This window comes from Citrobacter sp. wls708 (assembly GCF_005281255.1).
GTDB lineage: Bacteria > Pseudomonadota > Gammaproteobacteria > Enterobacterales > Enterobacteriaceae > Citrobacter > Citrobacter werkmanii.
Map to the genome: position 1 here is coordinate 61,783 of NZ_SZXE01000002.1, position 26,311 is coordinate 88,093.

Here is a 26,311-nt window from a genome sequence, read left to right on the forward strand (position 1 = left end):
AAAGTATTTATGGTAAATTTTCGTCAGCCCAGGGATATTGCGCAAGTGCTGCTAACGGTGCTGTTTTTAGCCATCATGATTGTGGCCTGTCTCTGGATTGTGCAGCCCTTTATCCTCGGTTTTGCATGGGCGGGTACGGTGGTCATCGCAACCTGGCCTATCCTGTTACGCTTGCAAAAACTGCTGTGGGGACGCCGTTCACTGGCGGTGCTGGTAATGACCCTGCTGTTGGTAATGTTGTTTATCATTCCTATTGCGCTGCTGGTTAATAGCATTGTTGATGGCAGCGGACCGTTGATCCATGCCGTCACCGCTGGCGATATGACGCTGCCGGATCTGGCGTGGTTGAACAGCATTCCGTTGGTGGGAGCCAAAATGTATGGCGCATGGCACAGCCTGCTGGATATGGGCGGCGCAGCCATTATGGCCAAAGTTCGGCCCTATGTCGGCGCCACAACGACCTGGTTTGTCGGTCAGGCTGCGCATATTGGTCGCTTTATGATGCATTGTGGCCTGATGCTGCTATTCAGCGCCCTGCTGTACTGGCGTGGTGAGCAGGTGGCGTTAGGGATCCGTCATTTCGCGTGTCGACTGGCATCCAAACGCGGTGATGCCGCCATTCTGCTGGCGGCGCAGGCCATTCGCGCTGTTGCGTTAGGTGTTGTGGTTACGGCTCTGGTGCAGGCGGTCCTCGGCGGCATTGGTCTGGCGGTAACCGGCGTGCCGTATGCGACGCTGCTGGCAGTATTAATGATCCTCTCCTGCCTGGTACAACTGGGGCCGCTGCCGGTGCTGGTCCCGGCCATTATCTGGTTGTACTGGACCGGGGATTCGACCTGGGGCACCGTGCTGCTGGTGTGGAGCGGTGTGGTCGGAACGCTGGATAACGTCATTCGCCCAATGTTGATTCGTATGGGCGCCGATTTGCCGCTGATCCTTATCCTTTCCGGGGTCATCGGCGGATTAATTGCATTCGGCATGATTGGTCTGTTTATCGGCCCGGTAGTCCTGGCCGTGTCCTGGCGTCTGTTCTCTGCCTGGGTGAATGAAGCGCCTGCGCCGGGGAGCGATCCGGACGAACTCCTCGCAGAAATAGAAAGCAATAAGTAATCCAACGTCAGGCGGCATTGTCGCCTGATTGTTTAGCAATGTTAATCTATCCCGTCCCGGTACTGAGTTAAACCGAACGGTACTCTCCTCGCAGCACTCATTTATGTCGCAAATTCTTTACAGTTTTTAAACTATTGAGATGAATCTGATCGACGTGAAAAATCAGTATGCCTACTATTAGCTCAAGGCTGTAGATCAACACATTGATTTATAAGCATGGAATTCCCCTGAGTGAAACAACGAATTGCTGTGTGTAGTCTTTGCCCATCTCCCACGATGGGCTTTTTTTTATCCTGATTTCGCGTCAGAACCAGCAATTACGGGGTTTAAGAGATTATAGGTATTAAGGGTATGCGATTACCTGTGAGCCTTTTGTGTACCATTTGTGTGCTATAAGGGTAAATCAGGCGAGTGTTACAATAATTTTCTGGCGGGAATTTTGGAGGGGATATCTCGAATTAAACCTAAAAACCCTCCACACCCTAAGGCCATGAAGGGATGATTTTCCGTGTTAACGGGTCAGCGCGTTGACCAGTTCCCTATTGATTTATTAATGCCGCCTTGTCGATTTGAATTAACATTCTGTTGTTTAACGTAATTTTGCATGAATTTATCAAGCGCAACCCCCATTTTCTGTAAGTCGCCATTACTTGCACTAACTTTGCTATCGATTCCCTTATTGCCATTATCATTAATGGTGATATTGATTGTTGGCGCGGCTGAACCCAATCCTGAACCTTGCGTTGCCCCAACGCTAGGAACCTGCATTAAACTTGAACCAAATAAGCCAGATACCCAATTAACCAAATCAGAGCCAGCCCAATAAGCGCCGCCAGTTGTATCAACGCCTTTTGCATTAAATCCCATCATGCCGCCGAAAAATGAATTAACAGGCTTCATAATATCCTGCTCAACAAACATTTTTTCAACGTCCATTAATACAGCTTTTAAAAACTTATCGATATCTAATTTTCCGGCATCTAGGAAATTAACCAACATGCTTTGCATATCGTCTAAAACATCTTTATATGTTGCAGCCGATTCAGCCATAATATTATTTAAATTATCGCTGTATGTAATCCATGCTTTTTTCATTCCATCCAGTGAGCTTTGATTTATTTCCTCTAATTGGCCATAATCGTCTTGCGCTTGCTGCAAATATTGCTGGCGTCCCAAATTAATACTTTGAAGCGCCTTTTTATATTCTTCATCATGCGGCTTATTTTGTCTGGTGTATTTCTGGTTTAATTCAGTAATGAGATTATCAGCATATTGGTTTTCTTGCTCAATTTGATTCAGGAAATTATGATAATCACCCGTCATTGAAAATTGATACGTTTTATTCTCAAAACTACGGTTTAATGAATCCATTCTATTTTGGTTTGAACGTGCGATGTTTTGATTCATCGCCTCCATATTATTAAACCACTCTTGCGCCTTTTTTGCGGCCTTTTGCGCATCACTCAAACCGTGATGTTCACTATAAGAGGGATGATATAATTTACTGAAATCATGATACGCCTTTGTATGGCTTAAATCAGGCGATTTAACAGAATCAATTGATTTCTGTATTGCACTACTGGCTTGTTCATTGGCATCAATAATGGCATCTTTCTTTTTCTTAATTCCATTTAAGATTTTCTGCTGTGTTTGCACTCCAACTGCTGAATACCCTAACGCCCCCATCCCCATATATTGCAAGGCTGTATCCCACCAAGAGTCCCCCTTTAATTCCCCTTGTGTTTTCTGTGATTCGCGCAACTCATTTTGCGCTCCCTGCATTAACTGCGCAATCATATCAGCGCCAGCGGCTTTGTAATTACCACTTTGAATATCGCCATTCACTTTATCAAGTAGGCCGTCACCCATTTTATAAAGTGCAGCATATCCTTTTGTTGCATCAGTCTGTGTTTCAGCAAGGATTTTTTCTAACGCGTCAGTTTGTTTTTCGCCAAACTCCTGCTGATATTGAAGAAGCATTGAACCATTCTTTTTCAAAAAATCAGGAGTTAATCCATCATTAAGCGCGTTAGTGACAAAATTCTCCTTAACTTCCCTTGATGCGTCTTTAATAGTTTGTAGTCCATTAACGATTTCATCAATTCTACCGGAAAATAATGAACCAGCATTTCCAGATAATATTGCTGATTGCTGTAAATCCTTTTGCGCTTGTGCGGCCTCCTGTATGCTTTCGGTTAGTGCCTCGATGCCCTCAAAGGCGGCTGTAAGCCCCATGACGAGGCCAGTGGAGGCAATGCCACCGATACCAGCCGAACCCATCATTATAGCCGCAGAGCCGCGCAGATTAGCCCATCGCCCTGACATAAGCTCATGCCCCATCACACCTAACTCACGTTGAGCGTTATGGTTCTCTTTAATTCCATTAATAAAATTAGTAAACCACTTATTACCAGCCTTTTCACCATCATTAATAATGTCGTTTGTAATGTGATTTTGCATCGCCTGAAAATCACGGGTAATATTACCCATCAATCCACGCCGCATCCCACCACCCAAATTTTGATTAGTAAATGACTCAACCATTTTATCAACATTACTTGTAACTCCCTGCGCCGATTTCGCAAGTTTATCTAAATCGCTAGATGCGCTTTTAACTTGTGACGTATCGACCGAAAAACCTAATTCAGCATTATCACCAGACATTTTATTTTACCTCTTTAATGTGTATTTGTTCGCTACGCTCACGCCCCTACGGGGCTGGTGAGGTGAAGAAAAGGAACTTTTAAACCTTGTATGGGAGTGATTTAATGTGATGGGTTAAATCCCTTAACCCATACAGCATATGGTTTTAAATGTAATTACGCACTTTAACTTTCTTATTTGGTGTTATTCTTAATCATCAATTTTTTAAGAATTTCATAGCGGTTATTCTTTTCCGCTTCTCCTTCATCATTTTTAGTGGCGATTTGTTCTTGCTTATAAATTGCCACATCAACTAAATCAAGCATCGTTCTAACCACTACTTTTCGCTTGTCATTTGATTTATTTAAAATACTGATAAGTGAGCGGCGTTTGTCATTTGCCAGTACCGTTGATGGAAATACTGATAAAGGTTTTAAATACGCATTACAGTACATAGTATCAGGGTTATCGCCATCCGTTTCAGGGTTAATAACAAATACCCCATAACGTCTTTTATCAATGCTCATTTTTAATCTCCTTTCTTAATACGTGAAAAGCCATTGCCATAATAACAATAAATGCAATAATCATTTTGAATAACCTTAATTTGAGGGTTGATGACAATTATTAAATTGACTTTTTTCCATTTCAATAATTGCTTGATTAGCCATTAATTTTTCATGAATAATCTGAACATTTCTGATATGAACATTTAAACTAGTTTCAGAGCCATTATAACTATACCCAAAATTAACAACCCCAACATCTATAATTGTTTTTAGTTCCTTATGGTATTCTTGCATCAATAATTGCTGTCTTAATTCCAGCACTTGCATATACTCACTATGTGAAATAGGCTGATTGGTTAACGCCTCGTGTTGTTGAAACATTTTTTAAATCTCCTATTAAGTAATAAAATATAATTTTCATTGTGATATCCTTTGCATGGTATGGTTTAAATTTATTTTTATTTTGATGCTGCAATTTCAGTTGGTAAACGACTAATTAGCATTTTGATAATTGCAGTTCTATTTAATCGAACGCCATATTTATTTTTATAATACTCCTTATAAGTCTCAATAATACTTAACTCTTGTTCATCAAGCGAGCATATAATACGCTTAACTGGCATAATTCATTCCTCTTGCTGATTGGGTGAAGCTATCATAAGATATATTACACACCATCCACAAGACTATTGTGGATATATTTTTGATGAATCCAATCTAAGGGATCAAATAATGATCAAGCCTGTCAACATATCGCCTATAAGCAAAGAAGAAGCACTCTCATTAGTCAAGCAAGCAGAAGCTAACCTATTGAAAGCTAACGAAAGACTAGATTACCTAACCAGAAAAACATATTTAATACAAATAACCATTGAAAATAAAATTTATTTTTTATGTGACGATGATTCTTTAAGTAAAAATTTCGGAGGGGCAATTAAATTCAAACGAAAATGCGATGCACAACAGGAATTAATGTTTTGGCTTGAGCGAATTGATGCCGTTGGAAATCCCAATCTTAAAAGCGAAATTGTCATTGAAAAAGATTTACTTAGAAATTTTATCTCACATACTGAGAAACAAATTAACAAGTAATCACCTTCTAATTATCGGTTCCAATAATTACCAGACACAAAAAGCGGGCTATCATGCTCGCTTTACTTTTTGAGGATTACAAGTATGAGCATTCTTGTTTTTGGTGTTATCGCTATGATTTTTTTTGCCGCCTGTACTGGCATATCAAAAGGAATGCAATCTGATTGGCCTGTCATAAAATATCGCGTCAAATTAATTGATGATAATGCCGTCTCTTTTTTTGAAGTGGATGGAGAAATGTTTACTCAAATTGAAACTGATTTTTTAAATAGACAGGGTGACGGGATTTACCATTTTGCTGGAGATAAAGGAAGCAATGCTTATATAACATACAGATTAATTAATGGTAAGGTGTGGTTTTGGTTATCTGATAACAAAGACATTGATGGAGTGCCAATTAAATTTATTCGTGAAAGGAATTAATGGCATAAAAATAAAAAATCACGATCATCGAATAAAACGGGAATCATCCCAAAACAGCCAAAGCACCAGCCATCAGAAAGGGGCGCTCTATGCGCCTCTATTCGGCTTCATCCTGACAGGCTACACAATCACACCCTATCACCTCTTACGCTTGCTAGATGTACGATTCCGGCGCAAATCTGAGGCATCTACCATCATGCCTCTATCTACCCTATGACGACAACCAGCCACACCATGATTGTTCAATTTGCGACCGATAGATTCACAGGAAGCATCAGGAGGCGATGACGCGCAAAGGCATACAATCGCATTACCTGACAGCCGTTAGCGCTGCTGCTCTGGACTGAGAAGCCCAAGATTACCCAACTCTTTCAATATAGACCTTCTCAAGAATATTTTTGCTATATATAGCATTCTTTTATCCTTTTCAGACAAATAATTTCTGACACCATGAATTATTTTAGATCTAATTTGATAAATTTCACGGAACATCTTTTTTATTTCATTTCTATCCTTGATGTTACGACCAATTAAGTATGCACATCTGTCAGATAGAATTGTTGTGAGACTTCCTTCATAATCATCATCACCAAAAATCGCTTCAAGTCCCATACATGACTGAATAAATGACATAGTGTCATCTTCGGTTATTTTTGAGTAAACTAACCAATCAATTGCCGCCTTGATTCGTAAGGATTCTTTAGAGTCGTCAGAAACCAATGTATTAGCAATATCAAAAGCATTATACAAGCCCAACGGACTAAAGCCCTCGTCGTTGATAGCATATTTATCATAATATGCCTCAATGTGATCACCCAACTTTGGATACATTTTTATATTAGGGTAATCACTGTTAACAATTTCTATTTTAGCGTTGTTGCCACCACCCCATTTAGGAAAAGGTGATAGTACTTGATTGGTATGTTTATATGAATATTGCGTTATAATTGAGTTTTCTTCAAGAAGAAATAATAGAATATTGATTTTTTGAATAACAATTTTCATGAAGGACTCAGGATACCAACCAGAATAATACCCATGAGTTCCAATATTTATTATTGCATACTCAACACATTCATCAGGAAGTAGAAATGAAGTGCTTTCCTTTCCAATATCTAAATTTATAGCTGCGAATTTATCTAGTTTAGGCAGATCTAGAATTTTTCTGAAATGGAATAAAACATTATATTCCATTGGGGTTTTTTCATAAAATTTATAAACAGATTCAGTAAGATTAGTTATATCTTTATCAGAAATTAATTCATTGTTTTTGCAAAAATCATCTTTAAGGCTCTCAAAAATAATCGAACAAGAATCACGATCTATTTTAAAATCAATTTTTCTTTTATTTAATTCTTTTTCAATCAAAAAGAAAACATCCTCATCATAATTCCTATATGAGAATTTCTCTGCAAGCTCAGGATTATTTATAACTTTTTTTATTAATTCTTTGATTTTGTTTTCTGATGATGGATGTATTTGATTAGTCATGACAGACCCCTACGATCATTTTTTATTATTTTACTCAGCATCTATCCAAAAAGAAAGACATTAAATGCTTCAAATTAATTTAGTATTTGTTCGCTACGCTCACGCCCCTACGGGGCTGGTGAGGTGAAGAAAAGGCGTGATTCAAAACCTTTATCTCTACCTCACCACGCCGTAGGCGGTGGAGCGAAGCGGAACAATGCTTAATTAAGATGGCCTTTGAAATTCGTATTTGTTAACTAGTACATAAATACATATTAATTAATACCTATTACGCACACGCGCGCGGCATGGCCCACACCGCAATCAGACACATTAAAAACAAAAATGCGCCCCATAAATTAGAGACGCATCGATCAATTTAAACAGGTTTTCGAATTACACGATTTATCGGAGAACCATCTTTTTCATAATACCTTGAAGGCCAAATTTCTTGAGGTGAAACACCAATTGCATTTGCAATAATTAATTCGCCTCTAGGCCAATCTCGATTTAAGGCATTTAATAATGTGCCATCAGATAAACCATGTTCGCGAGATAATCCCGCCATGCTGATTTTCTTTTTCTTTAATGCGGCAAGAATATCCGCTTTGTGCCAGTCTGTTTCCTGCATACCCGTTCCTTTTGGTGGTGAATCGAAACGTGGTTTGCAGTACCAGCTAACACCCACTGGCGAGTCTTTCGACTCCCACGCTCCGACCCACCATAGAGAAACTACGGGTGAGCAAGACCGAGCCATTCACATAAGTGAATAGCGTGGTGTTAGTTGGGGCTGCAAATCCCCATCAGCGCCCTTTTCGCACTGACATGTCGAATCTACCACATATCGAAATTGGCGGGAAGCCTAGCGCCGCAAGGGTTTACATGAATAGCTTCCTACTTTTCCAGATTCATTTCCAAATGGCATGGCCCTACAAGCCGCGCCACATCTCACTTTTCCTGTTTATCCGATTTTTCCAACATTATAAGAGATGAGAAACGGTCATTTTATTAGGTATATACATAGGTGATGGAGCACCCCCTCCCCCTTCACATGACACAGGGACATGGGTATGTATTAAGGGATTCTATAAGAGGCTTTAACCCTATAGTGGAAATCTCGGAAATCTGGAAAAACCGCATGGCGTCGGGAATTACAGGCCATTAGATTCAGGAAACGAATCTGGAAAAGCCGGAAATCTACCAGCCTCCAGACAAGCCAACTACAGTCTGTGCAAATTTCACTCAATTGGAAATATTTTAATTTTATTTTTTCCCTTACATATCAAACTGTTCACTATTAAAATCAGTGTCCCTAATTACCCATCCGTTCCCGACGCCATGCGGTTTCCTGCCAAATTGTTGACAGTAAGTAAATCAATGAGTTACGCCCTCACCCTGTTTGACTACCCTATCCAACACGGGTAAAGTTATTTGCATCAAAGCGAGATATATTCCTTCTATTAAGATAATAGATTAACTGAATAGATAATATGGAGCACACAAAATGATTACGCTTAATTTTTGCGCGGATAACTCACGCCATTTTTCAGAAGATAAAATCAACAATAAAGAGATCTTATTGCTATTAAACATAACGACTCAAGAATTTAGCTCAGCGAGAAAATGGAGGCCGGAGGATTTCCCAAAAGGTGTAAGGTGTGGGAAATCAATTTATTATTCAAAAAAAGAAGTAATTGAGTTTTTTGGAAGATATGGATACAGGCCAAAAGACGCACAAGCTAAACCAACTATTGTGGCGGCTAAACTCAGGTAGAGCGGAGTTAGGAAAATGAACGGGTTTAACAGTAACAATGTCCAGCAAATTAATAATAATCAGCAAAAATCACGCATGGTTATTGATTATAACGCACAGCCTTATGATGGTGATTATGATGAATTTGATAATCGTGTTGGCCCATTATATGAATTTATAAAAGACAACAGGCCACGCATTTATATTGACCCAACAGCCAAACCAAATGTGCCTGATGAATTTGGTTTTGTTACCTGTTATGACCCATTATATATTGATTGGTCTGTTAAAGTGCCCGTATATATGGCTGTCGATTGGGATTGCCAACCTTATTACGGGGAATGGGATGAATACAATAATAAGATTGAATTAGCACCTGTAAATAATTTTTGTCAGCCTGCGTTTAATTCTGGCAATAAACAACAAAATATACAGAAAACATCACTACGCATTAATTCTTCAACACTAGTAATTGATAATGCTAATAAACCTAATGCAGAATCATTGGGCAAAGATAAAAATAACGAAAGCGATGAGTTATGCGGTTTAGGTCAATATATTTATGAGTGTATAAATGGCGCTGGTCGAAGAGAATTAAAACCAGCATCAAAAATGGCTGCATTACAGGCATTATCAGCAATGTCACCAAAGATTAAAGGCTACAACAACGTAACAATGGGATTGCTTACTTTTACTGTTTGCGAGTCAGGCGCAGGTAAAGAAAAACCACAAGAATTTTTTGATGATATTGCGGTATCTGCTGGAATGGCAGCGGCTGATGCACCAACATCAAATAAAAGTATTTACATGGATATCTTTCACGGTAAAGGGCGCGCGGCATTTGTGGTTGATGAAGTACATGAAATGCTAAATGGGATGCGCGGTATAGGTTCAAAAAAATCTGAACATGCTAACGGAATGGAAGGAAGTATTTTAAAATTATCTACAAAACACTATGCAAAATTATCTCCTACCTATGCAAAAGAGATTTGTAACTCTATAACGAATGAAATCAATTCAGCTAAGAAGCGAATTGAACAATTTAAAAAAAACTTAGATGAAGACGGGAATGTAATAAATAAAGATATCGCTGAAAGCAGAATTGATAAGATTCAAAAATCTATTGAGTACAAGAAAGAAATGATTAAGAAGATTCGCTCAACTAAAAGAATCGATGACATACGCTTAAATTTATTTGGCTCATCCACTCCGCGAGAAATGAGGCCGCATATTAATAAGCGTTCAATACAGAGTGGTTTTTTAGGCCGAGTAATTATGGGATGGAGTGACAAGGTTAATCCATTGCGTGAACCATACTCAACAGAAATGGAAAAAGAAATGATAATGAATTATGCGGAATGGGTTTCAAGCAGGGAGGGACAAATTACAACCAACAGTGAATCAAAGCGATATCTTGATGATGTAATGTTAAATTATGACACTCAACAATATAGGGAACATAAAGATTATGCCCCTTTATATCGAAGGGTTTATGAAAACACATGCAGAATAGCATCATTACTTGCTGTTGGTAATTTTGATTTGCAAATAACTTTAGCACAAGCAAAAGCAGCATTTAAAATTGTTCTGGATAGTCTCAATGCCGTTATTACACTGTGTGAAGCGAGTGGTAGCGAATCGGAGCAATACGAATTTGAAAAAGAAATAGAGGCAAAGGTTTATACTGTAATAGATAAAAATAAAAACCAGCATGGTTACTGTTATCTTAGCATTCTACGTGACAAATTATTTAATGGTAAAAAAATTAGCAGCATGTTAAACCGCTTTAAGTTAACCGTTGAGCGATTTATGAATAAACTTGTTTCATCAGATTATTTATCTGTTGCTGATGCGAATAAAAAGCCAGCATATAAATTAGAACCATCGGGAATCAATAGAATGTTAACGTTAATTGGTACTGCCTAGTAACTAACATCAAACTTAAACCACCAGCATTAAAGTTAAACTCCCCATCAAATGACTAAGGATATCAAAATGACAGATACAAATTACCTTAAAGAAAAGTTACGATCAATGGCAATTGAAAAACACGTCAAGGAAAATAGAAAGCTAATTGCAGCACAGATAAGCAAGCAATCTCAAAAGGTACATCTCACGGGTCTTGTGTGTGGTAATGATGCAGTTGCATTAGCTGGTGTCAGCAAACCTATGTTCTATGCTGCAAAACGTTTTAATCCTAAAGAATTTCCACAGGCGATTTATCAAGAGACAGAGGGTTATATCTGGTATCGAAAACAGGACATTGTAGATTTTTTTGCAAAACATCCGGCAAGGCGATATGGGAGTAAATACAATGGCTAATTTCTTTACCGACTTAAATAATTTTATCAAGCAAAACCCAATCAAATACATGCACGATTTTAGCATTGAAATTGAACCAGAAAAACAAATGCCATGCCCTATATGTGGGGGCGTTGATAGATTTGAATGGCGAAGCAAAGGAACACATGCAAATACAGGATATTGCCGAAATGAAAGCGCCCATGATGGGTATCATATAATCCAGCCTTTAACTATAATTGAGGCTGCAACTAAGATGAGATATTTAGATATCGGTGCGCATATAGGATTCAAACAACATGGAGGTTACAGAAATCCAAAACACTTTGTAATGAGAAATGCACCAAAGAAAATGACTTCCACACATGAACACAAACTCGCAGAACTGGATTCTAAAAAGCTGAATTTATTTTCTAATAATGTACGCAATGAATCTAAAAATGCCACATGGCGCGAATCCCCTTACCTGTTAACTAAAGGGATTAGTAAAATGATGTGGGTTGGCTGTCATGGTCAAACATTATTGGATTATTACCGCTCAGATAATACATTTTGTGCATTGCAGCGCATTTCTACTGATGGGCGAAGTAAATCATTTGTTCATGACAGTCAGAAGACAGGCGCTTTTCACTGTGAGCGAAATCAGGATGGGAATATTGAAACAATATTCATAGGCGAAGGTTTTGGAACGGTTACAGCATTTCAATACTCGATAAGTGATTTATATCCGGCATCCTTATTCTTAACTGCTGGAAATGATACTAATTTAATCAACGTTGCTGTAGAAGCAAGAAAATACCATCCAAATGCCGACATTTGTATTCTTACTGATAATGATAGTCATAAAGATAACGCTGGTTTAAAGGCGACAATAAAAACAATGTCGCAAGTAAATAAATGTTGGTGGGCTATGCCTGTAACTGCTAGTGAGGATTGGTGTGATGTTTTTCAGCGCGGAAAATTTGCAGTGTGTGATGAATTTCGAAGGGTTCTTACAGACCGCAAACCATCTATATAATTGCAAATACCAATATTCTAATTTCGTAGATTTGTTCACAAAAGTAAGCATTAATTGTCCTGTACATGGCAAATTTGAACGTGTTGGCATTTATCATCTATACGGCGATGAATGCCCTTCATGCCAAACTAATAAAACCAAGACTTATTATAATTACGTTATGCAAACCGATAACATTGTAAAAATAGGTAGAACGGCAAATGTATATGCCCGTATGGGTGAACTATCATTTAGATTAGGACGTAATTGTATTTTAAATTACCTGTGCTCTTACAACTCAAGAAGGGAAGCGTGGGATTCTGAAAGATTTGCACAAGCAATGTTTAAACAGTATCAAATATCACCTTTTGATTTAAAGTTTGCAGGTTCATCGGAATTCTTCAAAATCATGCCATCAATGGCTTTTAGTTCTCTCATTATTTCAGGGGGTAATCCTGTTTACAGAACTGATAGTATTTAGCCCCTTGCGGGGCTGCGCTTCGCGCTGGTGAGGTGAAGAAAAGGCGTGATTCAAAACCTTTATGTCACTTAACCAGCCCCGAAGGGGCAACCCCTGAAAGGGGTTAACGCCAGATAGATTATCCTTATCTAAAAATCACCCATCAATATGGGTGTTACAAGCATGCATATTCATAAATTGATTGTTAATAAGCAATGACACTTGAACGGCAGTTTTTATATATCGTTCGGCTTCATCCTTTGTTAAATCGAAATCTATAAAATGTGCAGCTTTGTTTCTCAGCCTTTGCATCTCGCTAATTAAATTCGCAGTACTTTTATTAATTCTCTTTTCTTCAACTAATGAATCAATGAAATAGCTTATACTCCTTCTTTGTGAGCCTTTCTCTTTATTGATGAAGCCGTCTCTTTCCGCTGCCTCCTCTATTAGAAGCCATGATTCCATTATTGCCGCACGGGGTGAAGTCTCAGCTATTCTTTTTAAATAATTCACACGTTGATTAAATTCACTATTATCAGATTGGACTTCTAATGTCTCACTGTCTTGTTGCTTTTCTGTAACTATGGCCTCTACCATACTCAAGTTCGCAGAAAACTCAGCTTCGGCGCTACCCATTTTAATTTTGGAAATTCGTAGTATAAGTGTTTTTACATCATCACCGTATTTTTTTACAAACCACACGGTTACGGAAGGCCATGCGGCGACTGAGACAAACTCTACAAAAGCAGACATTTTATTCATACCTCGTGGGATAATTTTTTATTTTATCATAACTACCGCATCCATTTCATCCTAAATTGAATTTTATCGAACGAATTTGTATTTAATGTAAAATACATCGAGAACAAATCAATTATGGTAATAAAATATATCCATTTAATTAAGTTTGTTTCTTTTTTGGATGTTACTGAATTATAGCTTTGACATTTCGAGTGTCTTGCGGCTGTACAGGGGCATCAGAGACTCGGAGTGATGTTATATTATGGTGAGCAAGCGATTCCATGACTTCTGGTTTCATCGTCTCCTGGTTCTTCCTGTGCGTTCAATGGTTATTATTTGCGCAGCCCTATCCTGAATGCTTGCATCCAAACCGGGCGGAAGGAAGCGCTCCAGGCAACCCGGTGGAGCGAAGCGGAACAATGCTTAATTAGCGTCGTTCAATGCCTTTAACATTTTCTTCAAAGGTAATCGAGAAATATAAACTCTATCTGTTATTGTTTCCTGTGCATGCCCCATTATCATATTTCGTGTGCTATCTTCCACGCCATCCACATCACGTAATCTGTTTGATAATGAATGCCTAAAGCAATGAGTTGAACGTGCAAGACCAATGTCCTTAAAGCTTTCACTTGTCGCCGCCATCGTTCTGTTATTTCCATATTTCATTACTGGCTTAACATTCCATATGTCTAAATCTAGTAATTTTTGGCATATCGGAATGTTACGTTTGGCATTTTCTGTTTTAACGGTCTTACTTGCTTCGCCATCATCAATTGTGTTTATTGACAGGCACTTAATCCCGTAAAGCTCTATATAGTCAACCTTAGTTATCTGTGTTAATTCACTTACCCTAATGCCCGTATAATACATGATATTCATCGCCCAATATGTTTGGCTATCGTTAATTACCCTGAATTGCTGCATGACAGCTTTGAAATGTTCTGGTGTGATTTCTTCCTTTGGATTTTGAACGTAAACCTTTTTATACTGCAAACCTGTTATGTTATTTTTATCTATCCATTCTTTGATGTTCACACAGAAGTTAAGAAATGAACCGATTCGCGTTATGATTTTGCTTTTAGTTAATGGCGCTAATCCTTCACCGTCCATGTATGCTTTGAAGGCGATTATTTTATCTTTGCTAATTTCTTCAATTGTTGACACGCCATTATCTATACACCAAAAAATAAAACGCTCAAGACAAGCATTATAATCTTTTACGGTTTTTGGCTTCCATTCGGTGTTAGCGTCAAAGTACGCTTTTTGAGCATCCATTAGAGAATGCCCCTGTGCGGCCTTCTGAGAGGTTTTAACCTCCTGTGCACGTGATTGCATTGGCGCATCGATTACAGTGGCTTGTGGCGCATCCTGTGAAGCCATCGCAATCGACCTTAAGCGCTCAATGTCACGTGACGTAATCAGACCATCACGAAACTTTTTAAGCATTTCCCGCATAGCTTCAAATGGAACATCAAGCGATTTTAATTCTATATAGCGAATTGTTATAGATGCCGCTATTTTTATAGCAATTGATTTATCGCGTGTACGCAAGATGATTTCAATAGTGTGTTTTTGGTAGCGCTTGCGCCATAGATACCCCTTTTTATCTGTGTGCGATATGTGTGCAATTTGTGTGTCCATTTTCAAGCCTTGCTTAATTTTGGTTATGCCGAAAACCGCATACCCATAAATCAATCAATGACTTAATTCCCCTGAGTGAAACAACGAATTGCTGTGTGTAGTCTTTGCCCATCTCCCACGATGGGCTTTTTTTTGTCCTTCACTCACCTCTGCACTCGACTGGCTGCAAAACTCAGTACCTCTTCCCTGCTATACAACAAATAATATTGCACAAGATACTGTGACTCTCTTCAAGCCGAAATATCCACAGCAATGCTATTACTATTCCACCGTCTTTTATGAGGTGATCAAATAATGAACGCATTGGAACTGCAGGCTATCCGCCATATTTTTGCTATGACGGTGGAAGAAAGCGCGATGTATATCTCGCGTGATAATAATGTTGCCGCATGGCAACAATGGGAAAATGGCGAAAGGGAAATCCCGGAGTACATCGCGCACATTTGTAAAGAAATGAAAGCCAGACGGAAAGTAAGAATTAATGCAGTTATCGACAAAATTAATAACCGCATTGGTAATAACACTATGCGTTTTTTCCCCGATCTGAACTCATTTCAGACGGTTTATCACCACAACGATTTCCTCGACTGGAAAATCTATCAATCGGCTGCTGTTGAGCTCTACGCTCACGACCTTGAGCGTTTGTGTTAAGCATTTACAACGCCATACCAATTTAGCCTCTTCGCTGAGTAACACATTATGAAAAACACCTATTTCTCCACTGCGATAGGGCTGTACTTTAATTACCTGGTCCACGGCATGGGGGTCATTCTGATGAGCCTCAATATGTCTTCGCTTGAACACCAGTGGCAAACCAACGCCGCGGGCGTCTCGATCGTTATTTCCTCGCTGGGCATCGGTCGTTTAAGTGTCTTATTAATGGCTGGCATGCTCTCCGATCGCTATGGCCGACGACCGTTTATTATTTTCGGCATGATCTGCTACCTGATTTTCTTTGTTGGCATCATCAATACGCATAGTATTTTTATCGCCTATGCCTTTGGCTTTCTGGCGGGAATGGCCAACAGTTTTCTCGATGCCGGAACCTATCCCAGCCTGATGGAGGCGTTTCCCCGATCGCCCAGTACAGCCAATATATTAATAAAAGCCTTCGTCTCCAGCGGCCAGTTTCTGCTTCCTATGATTATCAGTTTGTTGGTGTGGGCCGAGCTTTGGTTTGGCTGGTCCTTCCTGCTGGCGGCCGCCATTATGATAATCAACGGCGTGTTTTTGTTTCGCTGTCGCTTCCCGGCGCATCCCGGAAATCAAACTTCCATCAAGGCATTACCTGCTAAACAGGAAACACAACAATCTGAACATCGTTGTTCGATTCTCGATCTTGCCTGTTACACTCTGTATGGCTATATCGCCATGGCGACATTTTATCTGGTAAGCCAGTGGCTGGCGCAGTACGGACAGTTTGTTGCTGGCATGCCTTATACGTTATCTATCAAATTGTTAAGCATTTACACCTGCGGCTCTTTGCTGTGCGTATTGATTACTGCTCCACTGGCGCGCAAAGCGGAACGCGCGACATTGTTGTTGATGCTGTACACCTTTATTTCATTTATTGCGCTGCTGGTGGTTTGCCTGCACCCGACACCCTACGTGGTTATCACCTTTGCGTTTGTCATTGGATTTTCTTCAGCCGGAGGCGTGGTGCAAATCGGTTTAACACTGATGGCGGCACGCTTTCCACATGCAAAGGGTAAAGCGACCGGCATTTACTACAGCGCGGGCAGCATTGCGACTTTCACCATTCCGCTGATCACAGCAAGAATCTCTGAGACCAGCATTGCTCATATCATGTGGTTTGATGCCGGTATCGCCGCGGTCGGTTTCCTGTTGGCGCTGTTTATTGGGTATCGCAGCCGCGCCGCATTAAAACATCAACTAAAAATGGCGACGGTCGCAGAATAACGGGGATGCAATATTGTTCATCCCTTCTGCAACATAATTGGCTGCCCTTTTAAATTATCAGCGAAAAGTCATCAGGAAGAATTAAATTCACAGTTTAAGATGCAAAATACCTGGTAAGTTAAACGCCATGCTATGTAGGTAATGTGTCTACTGAACGGTATATTAAGCACAAGGTCGCCGAAATTTAAAAATATCGTCAAGCACGAAATAATTTTAAAATCCGCAAGGAGTTGTGAAAATGTCTCAAAACAAGACCTTTAACACGCCATTTCTTCTGGCGATAATCTGTATTTATTTAAGTTATTTTCTCCACGGCATTAGCGTCATTACGCTGGCGCAAAATATGACGTCTCTCGCAGAAAAGTTCTCCACCGACAATGCCGGGATTGCCTATTTAATTTCAGGCATTGGTTTAGGGCGACTGGTGAGTATTTTATTCTTTGGTGTGCTCTCAGATAAGTTTGGCCGCCGGGCGATCATTCTGTTAGGCGCTATTCTGTATATGCTGTTTTTCTTCGGTATTCCCGCCAGCCCTAATCTGCTGATTGCCTTTATTCTGGCTGTTTGCGTTGGCGTGGCTAACTCGGCGCTGGATACCGGTGGCTATCCGGCATTAATGGAATGCTTCCCCAAAGCATCAGGATCGGCTGTTATCCTGGTTAAAGCGATGGTCTCGTTCGGGCAGATGCTCTACCCCATTGTCGTCAGCACCATGCTGCTCAACCATATCTGGTACGGCTATGCGGTCATTATCCCTGGCGTACTGTTCGTCGTTATTACCCTGATGCTGTTAAAAAGCCGCTTTCCCAGCCAGATGGTGGATGCCGGTATCGCTAAAGAGCTGCCACAGATGAACAGCAAACCGTTGGTCTGGCTGGAAGGCGTCGCTTCCGTGATGTTCGGTGTCGCGGCGTTTTCAACCTTTTACGTCATCGTGGTCTGGATGCCGAAATACGCTATGGCGTTTGCCGGCATGGCGGAAGCCGACGCCCTGAAAACGATCTCTTACTACAGTATGGGATCGTTGGTCTGCGTATTTATTTTTGCCGCCCTGCTGAAGAAAATGGTTCGACCGATATGGGCAAATGTGTTTAACGCCGCGCTGGCAACCATCACCGCAGCGGTCATCTATTTATATCCCTCTCCGCTGGTGTGTAACGCCGGTTCATTTCTGATTGGTTTCTCTGCCGCTGGCGGTATTTTACAGCTTGGCGTCTCGGTGATGTCAGAGTTTTTCCCCAGGAGCAAAGCCAAAGTCACCAGTGTTTATATGATGATGGGTGGCGTAGCCAATTTTATTATCCCATTAATCACCGGATACCTTTCTAACATTGGCCTGCAATACATCATTTTGCTGGACTTTGCATTTGCTCTGCTGGCCTTCATCACCGCCATCATCGTCTTTATTCGTTACTACCGCGTATTTGATATTCCCAAAAATGATGTGCGGTTGGGCGAACGTTATTTTCAATAAATTGTTTAGAAGGAGTATCAAATGGACGTAACTGCTAAATATGAACTGATTGGCTTAATGGCCTACCCTATCAGACATAGTCTGTCACCAGAAATGCAAAACAAGGCATTAGAAAAAGCGGGACTACCTTTTACCTACATGGCATTTGAAGTCGATAACTCAACGTTTGCCAATGCCATTGCCGGACTGAAAGCGTTGAAGATGCGCGGCACCGGGGTCTCTATGCCCAATAAGCAGTTGGCATGTGAATATGTTGATGAATTGACCCCTGCGGCCAAACTGGTCGGCGCAATCAATACCATCGTGAACGATGATGGTTACCTGCGCGGTTACAATACCGATGGCACCGGTCATATTCGCGCCATTAAAGAAAGCGGCTTCGATATTAAAGGTAAAACCATGGTACTGTTGGGCGCGGGCGGCGCATCGACAGCCATTGGCGCGCAGGCGGCCATTGAAGGCATCAAAGAAATTAAGCTGTTTAACCGTAAAGATGAATTCTTTGAAAAGGCGCAGGCATTCGCCAAACGCGTCAATGAAAACACCGATTGCGTCGTGACCGTTATCGATCTCGCCGATCGGCAAGCATTTGCCGATGCCCTCGCCAGCGCGGATATTCTGACCAACGGCACAAAGGTCGGCATGAAGCCGCTGGACAACGAATCTCTCGTGACCGACGTTTCCCTGCTGCGCCCGGAGCTGCTGGTGACGGAATGCGTTTATAACCCGCATATGACCAAATTATTGCAACAGGCGCAACTTGCGGGTTGCAAAACAATTGATGGTTACGGCATGTTGTTATGGCAAGGGGCTGAACAGTTCAAACTCTGGACCGGGAAAGATTTCCCACTGGAGTATGTGAAACAGGTTATGGGTTTTGCAGCCTGACGGGCACGCATTTGTAATATATTTAAAGGGTAATCAATGAAAACCGTAACCGTAAGAAACCTCGTGATTGGCGAGGGTGCGCCGAAGATCATTGTCTCGCTGATGGGTAAAGACATCGCCACGGTAAAAAGCGAAGCGCTGGCCTATCGCGAAGCGGATTTCGACATTCTGGAATGGCGCGTTGACCATTTCAGCGATGTCTCTTCCACAGATGCCGTGCTGGAAGCGGCTCGCGCCATCCGCGATGTGATAGCGGACAAACCGCTACTTTTCACCTTCCGCAGCGCCAAAGAAGGCGGTGAACAGGCACTGTCTGTCGAAAACTATATTGCACTTAACCGTGCAGCAGTAGACAGCGGTCTGGTGGATATGATCGACCTGGAGCTTTTCACCGGTGATGAGCTGGTTAAAGCGACCGTCGAACATGCCCACGCGAAAAATGTCAGCGTGATTATGTCGAATCATGATTTCCATAAGACGCCAGCCGCAGAGGAGATCATCCAGCGTCTGCGTAAAATGCAGGAACTTGGCGCGGATATTCCTAAAATCGCCCTGATGCCGCAAAACAAAACGGATGTGCTGACATTGTTGGGCGCTACGCTGGAAATGCAAGAGCGCTATGCGGACCGGCCGATAATTACCATGTCGATGGCTAAAACTGGGGTGATTTCACGTCTCTCCGGCGAGGTTTTCGGTTCAGCAGCCACCTTTGGCGCCGTGAAAAAAGCGTCGGCCCCGGGACAAATTTCGATCGCCGATCTGCGTACTGTATTAACAATATTGCATCAGGCTTAATAGCAGAATATATCCACATCACTATTAGCAATGCCCTGCCCCAGATATTCGCTTAACCACGAATATCTGGCTGGCAGCTAAGCCTGATTAAATTAACTCACAATATTATTGTCGACTATAGCGACAGGTAGTCGCACGCATATAATCTGGAGTTTATATGAAATTTCCAAGACCAAACCGTATCGATGGTCGGGTACCTGTATTATCCGCCGCAGAAGCCATTAATTATATTCCTGATGAAGCAACACTCTGTGTATTAGGCGCAGGCGGCGGTATTCTTGAAGCAACCACATTAATTAATGCATTGGCAGAAAAATACAAAAACACGCAGTCACCACGTAATTTATCATTAATTAGCCCAACGGGTTTAGGCGACCGCGCCGACCGCGGAATCAGCCCGCTGGCGCAGGAAGGTTTAGTCAAATGGGCGCTCTGCGGCCACTGGGGACAATCGCCACGAATCTCCGACCTGGCTGAGCAGAATAAAATCGCCGCCTATAACTATCCTCAGGGCGTATTAACCCAAGCCCTGCGGGCATCAGCAGCCCACCAGCCTGGCATTCTGAGTGATATCGGCATCGGTACGTTTGTCGATCCTCGCCAACAGGGCGGCAAACTGAATGAGGTGACGACCGAAGATCTGATCAAACTGGTGGAAATCGATAACAAAGAGTACCTCTATTATAAAGCCATTGCGCCAAACATCGCTTTTATTCGCGCGACTACCTGCGATAGCGAAGGCTACGCCACCTTTGAAGATGAAGTGATGTATCTCGATGCGCTGGTGATTGCCCAGGCCGTACACAACAACGGCGGCATCGTCATGATGCAGGTGCAAAAAATGGTGAAGAAAGCCACGTTGCATCCGAAAGCGGTGCGTATTCCGGGCTATCTGGTCGATATTGTGGTCATCGACCCCGACCAAACGCAACTGTACGGTGGCGCGCCTGTTAACCGTTTTATTTCCGGCGATTTTGTCCTCGATGACAGCCAGCAAACAGCCCTGCCGCTTAACCAGCGTAAACTGGTGGCCAGACGCGCGCTGTTCGAAATGCGTAAAGGCGCGGTCGGCAACGTTGGCGTGGGCATCGCCGACGGGATTGGCCTTGTCGCACGCGAAGAAGGTTGTGCCGACGATTTTATTCTGACGGTCGAAACCGGCCCGATTGGCGGCATTACGTCTCAGGGCATCGCGTTTGGCGCCAACGTCAACACCCGCGCCATTCTGGATATGACCTCCCAGTTTGACTTCTACCACGGCGGCGGGCTGGATGTGTGTTATTTAAGTTTTGCTGAAGTGGATCGGCACGGCAATGTCGGCGTACATAAATTCAATGGCAAAATCATGGGCACCGGCGGTTTTATCGATATTAGCGCCACCTCCAAGAAAATTATTTTTTGCGGCACGTTAACTGCCGGAAGTTTGAAAACGGAAGTTGCCGACGGCAAGTTAAATATCGTGCAGGAAGGTCGGGTGAAAAAATTCGTTAACGAATTACCTGAAGTCACGTTCAGTGGAAAAATTGCCCTTGAGCGTGGTCTCGATGTGCGCTACATCACCGAACGCGCTGTATTTACGTTAAAAGAAGATGGCCTCCATTTAGTTGAAATTGCGCCAGGAGTCTCTTTGCAGGAAGACATTCTCGACAAAATGGACTTCACTCCGATTATTTCCCCAGACCTGAAACTGATGGACGAAAGATTATTTATCGATGCCTCGATGGGCTTTGTATTACCCGACGCAGCCAATTAAAAGGAGTACCCTGATGGACTTTTCATTAACTGAAGAACAAGAACTGTTGCTTGCCAGCATTCGCGAACTGATTACCAGCAATTTCCCGGAAGAGTATTTCCGCACCTGCGATCAGACGGCGACTTATCCGAAGGAATTTATGCGAGCTCTTGCGGACAACGGTATTTCGATGCTGGGCGTTCCGGAAGAGTTTGGCGGCATCCCGGCTGATTACGTCACCCAGATGCTGGCGCTGATGGAAGTGTCAAAATGTGGCGCGCCCGCATTTTTGATCACCAATGGTCAGTGCATCCACAGCATGCGACGTTTTGGCTCCGCCGAGCAGTTGCGTAAAACGGCAGAAAGCACCATGGAAACGGGCGATCCAGCGTATGCGCTGGCATTAACCGAACCGGGAGCAGGCTCCGACAATAACAGCGCCACCACCAGCTACACCCGCAAAAACGGCAAGGTGTATCTCAACGGGCAAAAAACATTTATCACCGGCGCTAAAGAGTATCCGTACATGCTGGTACTGGCTCGCGACCCGGAGCCGAAAGATCCGAAGAAAGCCTTTACGCTGTGGTGGGTGGATTCAAAGAAACCCGGCATTAAGGTTAACCCGCTGCATAAAATCGGCTGGCACATGTTAAGCACCTGCGAAGTCTATCTTGATAACGTTGAAGTGGACGAAAGCGATATGGTCGGCGAAGAAGGCATGGGCTTCCTTAATGTAATGTACAACTTTGAAATGGAACGCCTGATCAACGCCGCGCGCAGCACGGGTTTTGCCGAATGCGCCTTCGAAGATGCCGCTCGTTACGCTAACCAACGCATCGCATTTGGTAAGCCAATTGGTCATAACCAGATGATCCAGGAAAAACTGGCTCTGATGGCAATAAAAATCGAAAACATGCGTAATATGGTGCTGAAGGTCGCCTGGCAGGCCGATCAGGAACAGTCGCTGCGCACCAGTGCGGCGCTGGCAAAACTGTATTGCGCCCGTACGGCAATGGAAGTGATTGACGACGCGATTCAGATTATGGGCGGGCTGGGTTACACCGATGAAGCACGCGTATCCCGATTCTGGCGCGATGTCCGCTGTGAGCGCATTGGCGGTGGTACCGATGAAATCATGATTTACGTCGCGGGTCGCCAAATCCTGAAAGATTATCAAAATAAGTAAGCGGTATAACTGACCGGATAGCGCAGATGCGCTATCCGGGACGGTGCGGGGGAATCAGACTTCAGGCATCAGGCATTCTTGCTCAGCAAGGTTATTTTTAAACTGCCTACGATAATCGCTGGGAGTACATCCCACATGCCGCTGAAAAAGTTTGGCAAAATGATCGACGTTTTCATACCCTACCCGCCACGAAATTTCCGCCAACGAGGCCTCGGTATTAGTCAGGGAAAATTTCGCCTCCGTCATTCGTCGCTGAATAACATAATTGATGGGTGAAATACGATACTCCTTGGTAAATTCATGGCAGATATAGCTCACGCTGGCGCGGAATTTTTTAGATAACTGTTCGAGAGTGATTTTTTCGCGGAAATTGTTATTTAAATAGACCAGTACATCTTTAATTAAGACATCTTTTTTAATATATCCTTGTTCAGAGCGGTAAGCATTTTTAAAGTTTTCGTAATATAACACGGTTAATGCATACGCGAATGCGTCATAAGCGGAAGACGTCAGGTTGTTCTTGCTCTGCGGGAGCATCACCCCCAGTTCATTAAAAATACTCTTAATAACCTCTTTACCCTGACTGACGCTAATGACCGGACACGAGTGCGTCTGCAATAGCTGATTATCCTGCCAGCCGTTAAACCGGAAACCGTAGAGCGCGCAGGTGTAAGTGGTAGCCGGTGCGCTGGTATCAGATGCAACCGCATGTAATCGCCCTTGTTCAATCACCACAATGTCCCCGGCATGCGCGACATACAGCGAAGAGTCGATGATTAATCTTGCAACCCCCTTTTTAACATAGATAAGCTCCGTTTCATTATCATGAACATGATGGCCGGACTCCCAGTTAGGATCATCGCTAATGACGAATCGGGAAAGTCTCGGCGTTTTCCCCTGCTCAAAAAGGGTCTCCATGGCATTATCAAAGCAGCGTTGATACATGACAACCTCCACCTAAAGGCAGTAATTTTGCGAATAATTAATATCAGAAAGCGAAAACAATAATGATGTTATACAACGTTATTCCTTGCTGGCGAAACAAAATTATTTGCGTCGACTGCAAGATGATACCTCCGGCGCTATCTCGCTGTTCTCTGCGATTATTTCCGTTTTATAAAAACTGATAAGAGTAAATGTTATTAATTCAACATTAACAATTTACATATCAGAAACAAATTAAGCGTAGAAACGATAAAAAACAGGATGCATTTCGCAATTATCCTTCCCTGGTGTGTTTGCTATTTTTTTTCTTCAGTACACAACCCCGAGCTCTCGTTTATGAAACAAGCATTCCCGCCGCACTTTTTTTTGCAAGATTGTTGGGAATGAAAACAGATTGCCCCGTCGAAAACAGTCCCCTCTCTGCCGCACACTATTTTCAGTTAATTTTTCCTACTGTGGATGACTGGAGATGCCATGAAAATAATAACCTGCTTTAAGTTGGTGCCTGAAGAACAGGACATTGTTGTTACCCCACAGCGTTCGCTTAACTTTGACCGGGCCGACGCCAAAATCAGCCAGTTTGATCTGAATGCGATTGAGGCCGCGGCGCAACTGAGTACGGAGGGTGATGAAATCGTCGCTTTAACCGTGGGCGGCTCGCTACTGCAAAATTCCAAAGTGCGTAAAGACGTGCTGTCGCGTGGACCGGACAGTTTGTTCATGGTGCAGGATCCACAGCTGGAGCATTCATTGCCCCGCGACACCGCTCAGGCGCTGGTCTGCGTGGCCAAAAATATGAATTTCGACCTGATGCTGTTCGGAGAAGGATCGGGGGATATCTACGCCCAACAGGTTGGCTTACTGGTTGGCGAACTGTTGCAACTCCCGGTGATTAGCGCCGTCAGCAACATCCAACGTAATGGCGACCGCATTGTGGTTGAGCGTACGCTGGAAGATGAAGTCGAAGTGATTGACCTGCCGCTCCCCGCTGTACTCTGCGTAACCTCGGATATCAACACGCCGCGTATTCCCTCAATGAAAGCCATTCTCGGCGCGGGTAAAAAGCCCGTCACAACATGGCAAGCCAGCGATATTGGCTGGACGCCGGCGTCACCGTTAGCGGAACTGGTAAGCCTTACGGTACCGCCACAAACAGAACGTAAGCACATCATTCTGGAAAATGACTCGGCTGAAGCCATTGCCGAACTGGCGGAACACCTGAAAAAAGCCCTGAACTAAGCTCAACGGAGAGAAATTATCATGAGTAAATTAGCTAACGTATGGGTGTTCAGCGATAACGTAGAACGCTACGCAGAATTAATGGCCGGCGCGCGTCAGTGGGGTGAACACGTCCATCTTATTGTACAAGGCAGCGAACAAGCTAATCAGGTTAAACCTCTGGGTGCCGATGAGATAATCGTGCTCGAAGCCCCCTCCGGTTTACAGCGTGTTGAAAATTACGCCGAAACCATTGCAGCGCAGATGCAAGAACACGCCGGAATGCTGTTGATGCCCGCTACAAAGCGCGCGAAATCACTTGGGGCACGGTTAAGCATCCAACTCAATGCCGCGATGGTGAACGACGCAATATCGGTGACGCTTGAGGATGACACCGTGTTCGCAGAGCACCGCATGTATGGTGGTCTGGCATTCGGCAAAGAAAAAATCAAAAGCGCGCTGGCAATTATCACGCTAGCCCCAGGGGTGCTTGAACCCGTAGCGGAAAACGCATCGCACACCTGTCCTGTTGTCTCGGCAGCTTACATCGCACCGCTTCATGAAATTATGTGCAAGGAACGTCGCGCCAAATCCGTGAGCAGCGTGGACCTCAGTAAAGCCAAACGTGTGGTTGGCGTGGGGCGCGGCCTGGTTGCGCAACACGATCTGGAGATGGTGCACCAGTTGGCATCGGTACTGGGTGCAGAAGTGGGCTGTTCACGCCCGATTGCCGAAGGCGAAAACTGGATGGAGCGCGAACGCTACATTGGCGTTTCTGGTGTATTACTGAAATCAGACCTTTACCTCACGTTAGGCATCTCAGGACAAATTCAACACATGGTCGGCGGTAACGGCGCGAAAGTCATTGTCGCTATCAATAAAGACAAAAAAGCCCCTATTTTCAATTACGCCGATTACGGCCTGGTAGGCGATATCTACAAAGTTGTTCCGGCCCTTATCGAACATCTCAGCCGCTAACCCCCCATTTAACGCACATCTCCCGCTGCTTCGCG

The 26,311-nt window shown here is 43.0% G+C and carries 26 protein-coding genes and 2 other RNA genes; 19 read left to right on the forward strand and 9 right to left on the reverse strand.

The annotated features are described in order from the left end of the window. The first annotated feature begins 9 nt into the window (after positions 1-9). Both ydiK and rprA (FDW97_RS00850) read left to right on the forward strand, forming a co-directional pair. Positions 10-1,110 (forward strand): AI-2E family transporter YdiK, encoded by a 1,101-nt coding sequence (gene ydiK / locus FDW97_RS00845; protein WP_069324246.1) that lies wholly within the window; start codon positions 10-12, stop codon positions 1,108-1,110. A 184-nt stretch (positions 1,111-1,294) separates the two neighbouring features. Beyond that, positions 1,295-1,402: antisense sRNA RprA (gene rprA / locus FDW97_RS00850), an RNA gene on the forward strand. A 227-nt stretch (positions 1,403-1,629) separates the two neighbouring features. Here rprA (FDW97_RS00850) and FDW97_RS00855 read toward each other — a convergent pair. The 4 genes from FDW97_RS00855 to FDW97_RS23380 all read right to left on the reverse strand — a co-directional run bounded on the left by FDW97_RS00855 (position 1,630) and on the right by FDW97_RS23380 (position 4,885). After that, positions 1,630-3,774, reverse strand: a complete 2,145-nt coding sequence (locus FDW97_RS00855) for a phage tail tape measure C-terminal domain-containing protein (RefSeq protein WP_137350509.1) — start codon at positions 3,772-3,774, stop codon at positions 1,630-1,632. A 173-nt stretch (positions 3,775-3,947) separates the two neighbouring features. Then, positions 3,948-4,280 (reverse strand): hypothetical protein, encoded by a 333-nt coding sequence (locus FDW97_RS00860; protein WP_137350510.1) that lies wholly within the window; start codon positions 4,278-4,280, stop codon positions 3,948-3,950. A 75-nt stretch (positions 4,281-4,355) separates the two neighbouring features. Beyond that, positions 4,356-4,643 (reverse strand): hypothetical protein, encoded by a 288-nt coding sequence (locus tag FDW97_RS00865; protein WP_137350511.1) that lies wholly within the window; start codon positions 4,641-4,643, stop codon positions 4,356-4,358. A 77-nt stretch (positions 4,644-4,720) separates the two neighbouring features. Further along, positions 4,721-4,885 carry a hypothetical protein gene (locus FDW97_RS23380; protein WP_170973646.1) on the reverse strand — a complete coding sequence of 55 codons (165 nt, stop codon included), beginning with the start codon at positions 4,883-4,885 and terminating at the stop codon, positions 4,721-4,723. Between the two features lie 109 nt (positions 4,886-4,994). Here FDW97_RS23380 and FDW97_RS00870 point away from each other — a divergent pair, with 109 nt between their 5' ends. Together FDW97_RS00870 and FDW97_RS00875 are read left to right on the forward strand one after the other, a co-directional pair. Further along, a complete protein-coding gene (locus FDW97_RS00870) occupies positions 4,995-5,354 on the forward strand; it encodes a hypothetical protein (protein WP_137350512.1) in 360 nt (119 codons plus the stop codon). Positions 5,355-5,438: 84 nt separating this feature from the next. Then, a complete protein-coding gene (locus FDW97_RS00875; protein WP_137350513.1) occupies positions 5,439-5,777 on the forward strand; it encodes a hypothetical protein in 339 nt (112 codons plus the stop codon). Between the two features lie 324 nt (positions 5,778-6,101). Here the strand turns inward: FDW97_RS00875 and FDW97_RS00880 are convergent, their stop codons facing one another. Further along, positions 6,102-7,268: a HEPN domain-containing protein gene (locus FDW97_RS00880; protein WP_137350514.1), complete on the reverse strand. Its 1,167-nt coding sequence runs from the start codon at positions 7,266-7,268 to the stop codon at positions 6,102-6,104. 358 nt (positions 7,269-7,626) lie between these two features. Next, positions 7,627-7,878 (reverse strand): helix-turn-helix transcriptional regulator, encoded by a 252-nt coding sequence (locus FDW97_RS00885; protein ID WP_137350515.1) that lies wholly within the window; start codon positions 7,876-7,878, stop codon positions 7,627-7,629. An 873-nt stretch (positions 7,879-8,751) separates the two neighbouring features. On the opposite strand from FDW97_RS00885, the gene FDW97_RS00890 reads away from it, so the two are divergent. From FDW97_RS00890 to FDW97_RS23385, 5 genes are all read left to right on the forward strand, one after another. Continuing rightward, a complete protein-coding gene (locus FDW97_RS00890) occupies positions 8,752-9,021 on the forward strand; it encodes a hypothetical protein (protein WP_137350516.1) in 270 nt (89 codons plus the stop codon). 15 nt (positions 9,022-9,036) lie between these two features. Further along, positions 9,037-10,926, forward strand: coding sequence for a DUF3987 domain-containing protein (locus FDW97_RS00895; RefSeq protein WP_137350517.1), 1,890 nt, complete (start codon positions 9,037-9,039; stop codon positions 10,924-10,926). 69 nt (positions 10,927-10,995) lie between these two features. Continuing rightward, positions 10,996-11,322 carry a hypothetical protein gene (locus FDW97_RS00900; RefSeq protein WP_137350518.1) on the forward strand — a complete coding sequence of 109 codons (327 nt, stop codon included), beginning with the start codon at positions 10,996-10,998 and terminating at the stop codon, positions 11,320-11,322. Beyond that, on the forward strand, positions 11,315-12,319 hold the full coding sequence (locus tag FDW97_RS00905) for a primase-helicase zinc-binding domain-containing protein (RefSeq protein ID WP_170973647.1): 1,005 nt from the start codon (positions 11,315-11,317) through the stop codon (positions 12,317-12,319). Before FDW97_RS00900 ends, FDW97_RS00905 begins: the two co-directional genes overlap by 8 nt. Before the next feature lie 160 nt (positions 12,320-12,479). Then, a complete protein-coding gene (locus tag FDW97_RS23385; RefSeq protein ID WP_170973649.1) occupies positions 12,480-12,779 on the forward strand; it encodes a GIY-YIG nuclease family protein in 300 nt (99 codons plus the stop codon). A 135-nt stretch (positions 12,780-12,914) separates the two neighbouring features. Here FDW97_RS23385 and FDW97_RS00915 read toward each other — a convergent pair whose 3' ends face one another. After that, a complete protein-coding gene (locus tag FDW97_RS00915) occupies positions 12,915-13,511 on the reverse strand; it encodes a DUF4145 domain-containing protein (RefSeq protein ID WP_249359779.1) in 597 nt (198 codons plus the stop codon). A gap of 411 nt (positions 13,512-13,922) precedes the next feature. After that, positions 13,923-15,140: a phage integrase SAM-like domain-containing protein gene (locus FDW97_RS23555; protein WP_249359780.1), complete on the reverse strand. Its 1,218-nt coding sequence runs from the start codon at positions 15,138-15,140 to the stop codon at positions 13,923-13,925. A gap of 39 nt (positions 15,141-15,179) precedes the next feature. Between FDW97_RS23555 and rprA (FDW97_RS00925) the strand changes: the two genes are divergently transcribed. The 8 genes from rprA (FDW97_RS00925) (at position 15,180) to FDW97_RS00960 (ending at position 23,135) form a co-directional block, all read left to right on the forward strand. Then, positions 15,180-15,276: antisense sRNA RprA (rprA, locus tag FDW97_RS00925), an RNA gene on the forward strand. A gap of 158 nt (positions 15,277-15,434) precedes the next feature. Beyond that, a complete protein-coding gene (locus tag FDW97_RS00930) occupies positions 15,435-15,791 on the forward strand; it encodes a YdiL family protein (protein ID WP_038640241.1) in 357 nt (118 codons plus the stop codon). A gap of 48 nt (positions 15,792-15,839) precedes the next feature. After that, positions 15,840-17,060, forward strand: coding sequence for an MFS transporter (locus tag FDW97_RS00935; protein ID WP_137350521.1), 1,221 nt, complete (start codon positions 15,840-15,842; stop codon positions 17,058-17,060). A gap of 238 nt (positions 17,061-17,298) precedes the next feature. Beyond that, positions 17,299-18,534, forward strand: coding sequence for an MFS transporter (locus FDW97_RS00940; protein WP_038640238.1), 1,236 nt, complete (start codon positions 17,299-17,301; stop codon positions 18,532-18,534). A gap of 21 nt (positions 18,535-18,555) precedes the next feature. Beyond that, positions 18,556-19,422, forward strand: coding sequence for a quinate/shikimate dehydrogenase (gene ydiB, locus FDW97_RS00945; protein WP_069324249.1), 867 nt, complete (start codon positions 18,556-18,558; stop codon positions 19,420-19,422). A gap of 36 nt (positions 19,423-19,458) precedes the next feature. Then, the gene (aroD, locus tag FDW97_RS00950; RefSeq protein ID WP_137350522.1) at positions 19,459-20,217 is read left to right on the forward strand and encodes a type I 3-dehydroquinate dehydratase; all 759 of its coding nucleotides are present in this window, start codon (positions 19,459-19,461) and stop codon (positions 20,215-20,217) included. A 157-nt stretch (positions 20,218-20,374) separates the two neighbouring features. Then, positions 20,375-21,970 carry an acyl CoA:acetate/3-ketoacid CoA transferase gene (locus FDW97_RS00955; RefSeq protein WP_137350523.1) on the forward strand — a complete coding sequence of 532 codons (1,596 nt, stop codon included), beginning with the start codon at positions 20,375-20,377 and terminating at the stop codon, positions 21,968-21,970. A 13-nt stretch (positions 21,971-21,983) separates the two neighbouring features. Then, entirely contained in the window at positions 21,984-23,135 is a 1,152-nt protein-coding gene (locus tag FDW97_RS00960; protein WP_038640230.1) for an acyl-CoA dehydrogenase, read from the forward strand. A gap of 54 nt (positions 23,136-23,189) precedes the next feature. Here the strand turns inward: FDW97_RS00960 and FDW97_RS00965 are convergent, their stop codons facing one another. Further along, positions 23,190-24,080 carry an AraC family transcriptional regulator gene (locus tag FDW97_RS00965; protein ID WP_121528971.1) on the reverse strand — a complete coding sequence of 297 codons (891 nt, stop codon included), beginning with the start codon at positions 24,078-24,080 and terminating at the stop codon, positions 23,190-23,192. A gap of 474 nt (positions 24,081-24,554) precedes the next feature. Between FDW97_RS00965 and FDW97_RS00970 the strand changes: the two genes are divergently transcribed. Both FDW97_RS00970 and FDW97_RS00975 read left to right on the forward strand, forming a co-directional pair. Continuing rightward, positions 24,555-25,319, forward strand: coding sequence for an electron transfer flavoprotein (locus tag FDW97_RS00970; protein WP_137350524.1), 765 nt, complete (start codon positions 24,555-24,557; stop codon positions 25,317-25,319). 21 nt (positions 25,320-25,340) lie between these two features. Then, entirely contained in the window at positions 25,341-26,276 is a 936-nt protein-coding gene (locus tag FDW97_RS00975; protein ID WP_137347204.1) for an electron transfer flavoprotein subunit alpha, read from the forward strand. Positions 26,277-26,311: the final 35 nt, after the last annotated feature.

What these genes read in the sequence shown, in the direction of transcription:
- ydiK (WP_069324246.1), top strand. Translation starts at nt 10, where the DNA reads ATGGTAAATTTTCGTCAGCCCAGGGATATTGCGCAAGTGCTGCTAACG.
- FDW97_RS00855 (WP_137350509.1), bottom strand. Translation starts at nt 3,774, where the DNA reads ATGTCTGGTGATAATGCTGAATTAGGTTTTTCGGTCGATACGTCACAA.
- FDW97_RS00860 (WP_137350510.1), bottom strand. Translation starts at nt 4,280, where the DNA reads ATGAGCATTGATAAAAGACGTTATGGGGTATTTGTTATTAACCCTGAA.
- FDW97_RS00865 (WP_137350511.1), bottom strand. Translation starts at nt 4,643, where the DNA reads ATGTTTCAACAACACGAGGCGTTAACCAATCAGCCTATTTCACATAGT.
- FDW97_RS23380 (WP_170973646.1), bottom strand. Translation starts at nt 4,885, where the DNA reads ATGCCAGTTAAGCGTATTATATGCTCGCTTGATGAACAAGAGTTAAGT.
- FDW97_RS00870 (WP_137350512.1), top strand. Translation starts at nt 4,995, where the DNA reads ATGATCAAGCCTGTCAACATATCGCCTATAAGCAAAGAAGAAGCACTC.
- FDW97_RS00875 (WP_137350513.1), top strand. Translation starts at nt 5,439, where the DNA reads ATGAGCATTCTTGTTTTTGGTGTTATCGCTATGATTTTTTTTGCCGCC.
- FDW97_RS00880 (WP_137350514.1), bottom strand. Translation starts at nt 7,268, where the DNA reads ATGACTAATCAAATACATCCATCATCAGAAAACAAAATCAAAGAATTA.
- FDW97_RS00885 (WP_137350515.1), bottom strand. Translation starts at nt 7,878, where the DNA reads ATGCAGGAAACAGACTGGCACAAAGCGGATATTCTTGCCGCATTAAAG.
- FDW97_RS00890 (WP_137350516.1), top strand. Translation starts at nt 8,752, where the DNA reads ATGATTACGCTTAATTTTTGCGCGGATAACTCACGCCATTTTTCAGAA.
- FDW97_RS00895 (WP_137350517.1), top strand. Translation starts at nt 9,037, where the DNA reads ATGAACGGGTTTAACAGTAACAATGTCCAGCAAATTAATAATAATCAG.
- FDW97_RS00900 (WP_137350518.1), top strand. Translation starts at nt 10,996, where the DNA reads ATGACAGATACAAATTACCTTAAAGAAAAGTTACGATCAATGGCAATT.
- FDW97_RS00905 (WP_170973647.1), top strand. Translation starts at nt 11,315, where the DNA reads ATGGCTAATTTCTTTACCGACTTAAATAATTTTATCAAGCAAAACCCA.
- FDW97_RS23385 (WP_170973649.1), top strand. Translation starts at nt 12,480, where the DNA reads ATGCAAACCGATAACATTGTAAAAATAGGTAGAACGGCAAATGTATAT.
- FDW97_RS00915 (WP_249359779.1), bottom strand. Translation starts at nt 13,511, where the DNA reads ATGTCTGCTTTTGTAGAGTTTGTCTCAGTCGCCGCATGGCCTTCCGTA.
- FDW97_RS23555 (WP_249359780.1), bottom strand. Translation starts at nt 15,140, where the DNA reads ATGGACACACAAATTGCACACATATCGCACACAGATAAAAAGGGGTAT.
- FDW97_RS00930 (WP_038640241.1), top strand. Translation starts at nt 15,435, where the DNA reads ATGAACGCATTGGAACTGCAGGCTATCCGCCATATTTTTGCTATGACG.
- FDW97_RS00935 (WP_137350521.1), top strand. Translation starts at nt 15,840, where the DNA reads ATGAAAAACACCTATTTCTCCACTGCGATAGGGCTGTACTTTAATTAC.
- FDW97_RS00940 (WP_038640238.1), top strand. Translation starts at nt 17,299, where the DNA reads ATGTCTCAAAACAAGACCTTTAACACGCCATTTCTTCTGGCGATAATC.
- ydiB (WP_069324249.1), top strand. Translation starts at nt 18,556, where the DNA reads ATGGACGTAACTGCTAAATATGAACTGATTGGCTTAATGGCCTACCCT.
- aroD (WP_137350522.1), top strand. Translation starts at nt 19,459, where the DNA reads ATGAAAACCGTAACCGTAAGAAACCTCGTGATTGGCGAGGGTGCGCCG.
- FDW97_RS00955 (WP_137350523.1), top strand. Translation starts at nt 20,375, where the DNA reads ATGAAATTTCCAAGACCAAACCGTATCGATGGTCGGGTACCTGTATTA.
- FDW97_RS00960 (WP_038640230.1), top strand. Translation starts at nt 21,984, where the DNA reads ATGGACTTTTCATTAACTGAAGAACAAGAACTGTTGCTTGCCAGCATT.
- FDW97_RS00965 (WP_121528971.1), bottom strand. Translation starts at nt 24,080, where the DNA reads ATGTATCAACGCTGCTTTGATAATGCCATGGAGACCCTTTTTGAGCAG.
- FDW97_RS00970 (WP_137350524.1), top strand. Translation starts at nt 24,555, where the DNA reads ATGAAAATAATAACCTGCTTTAAGTTGGTGCCTGAAGAACAGGACATT.
- FDW97_RS00975 (WP_137347204.1), top strand. Translation starts at nt 25,341, where the DNA reads ATGAGTAAATTAGCTAACGTATGGGTGTTCAGCGATAACGTAGAACGC.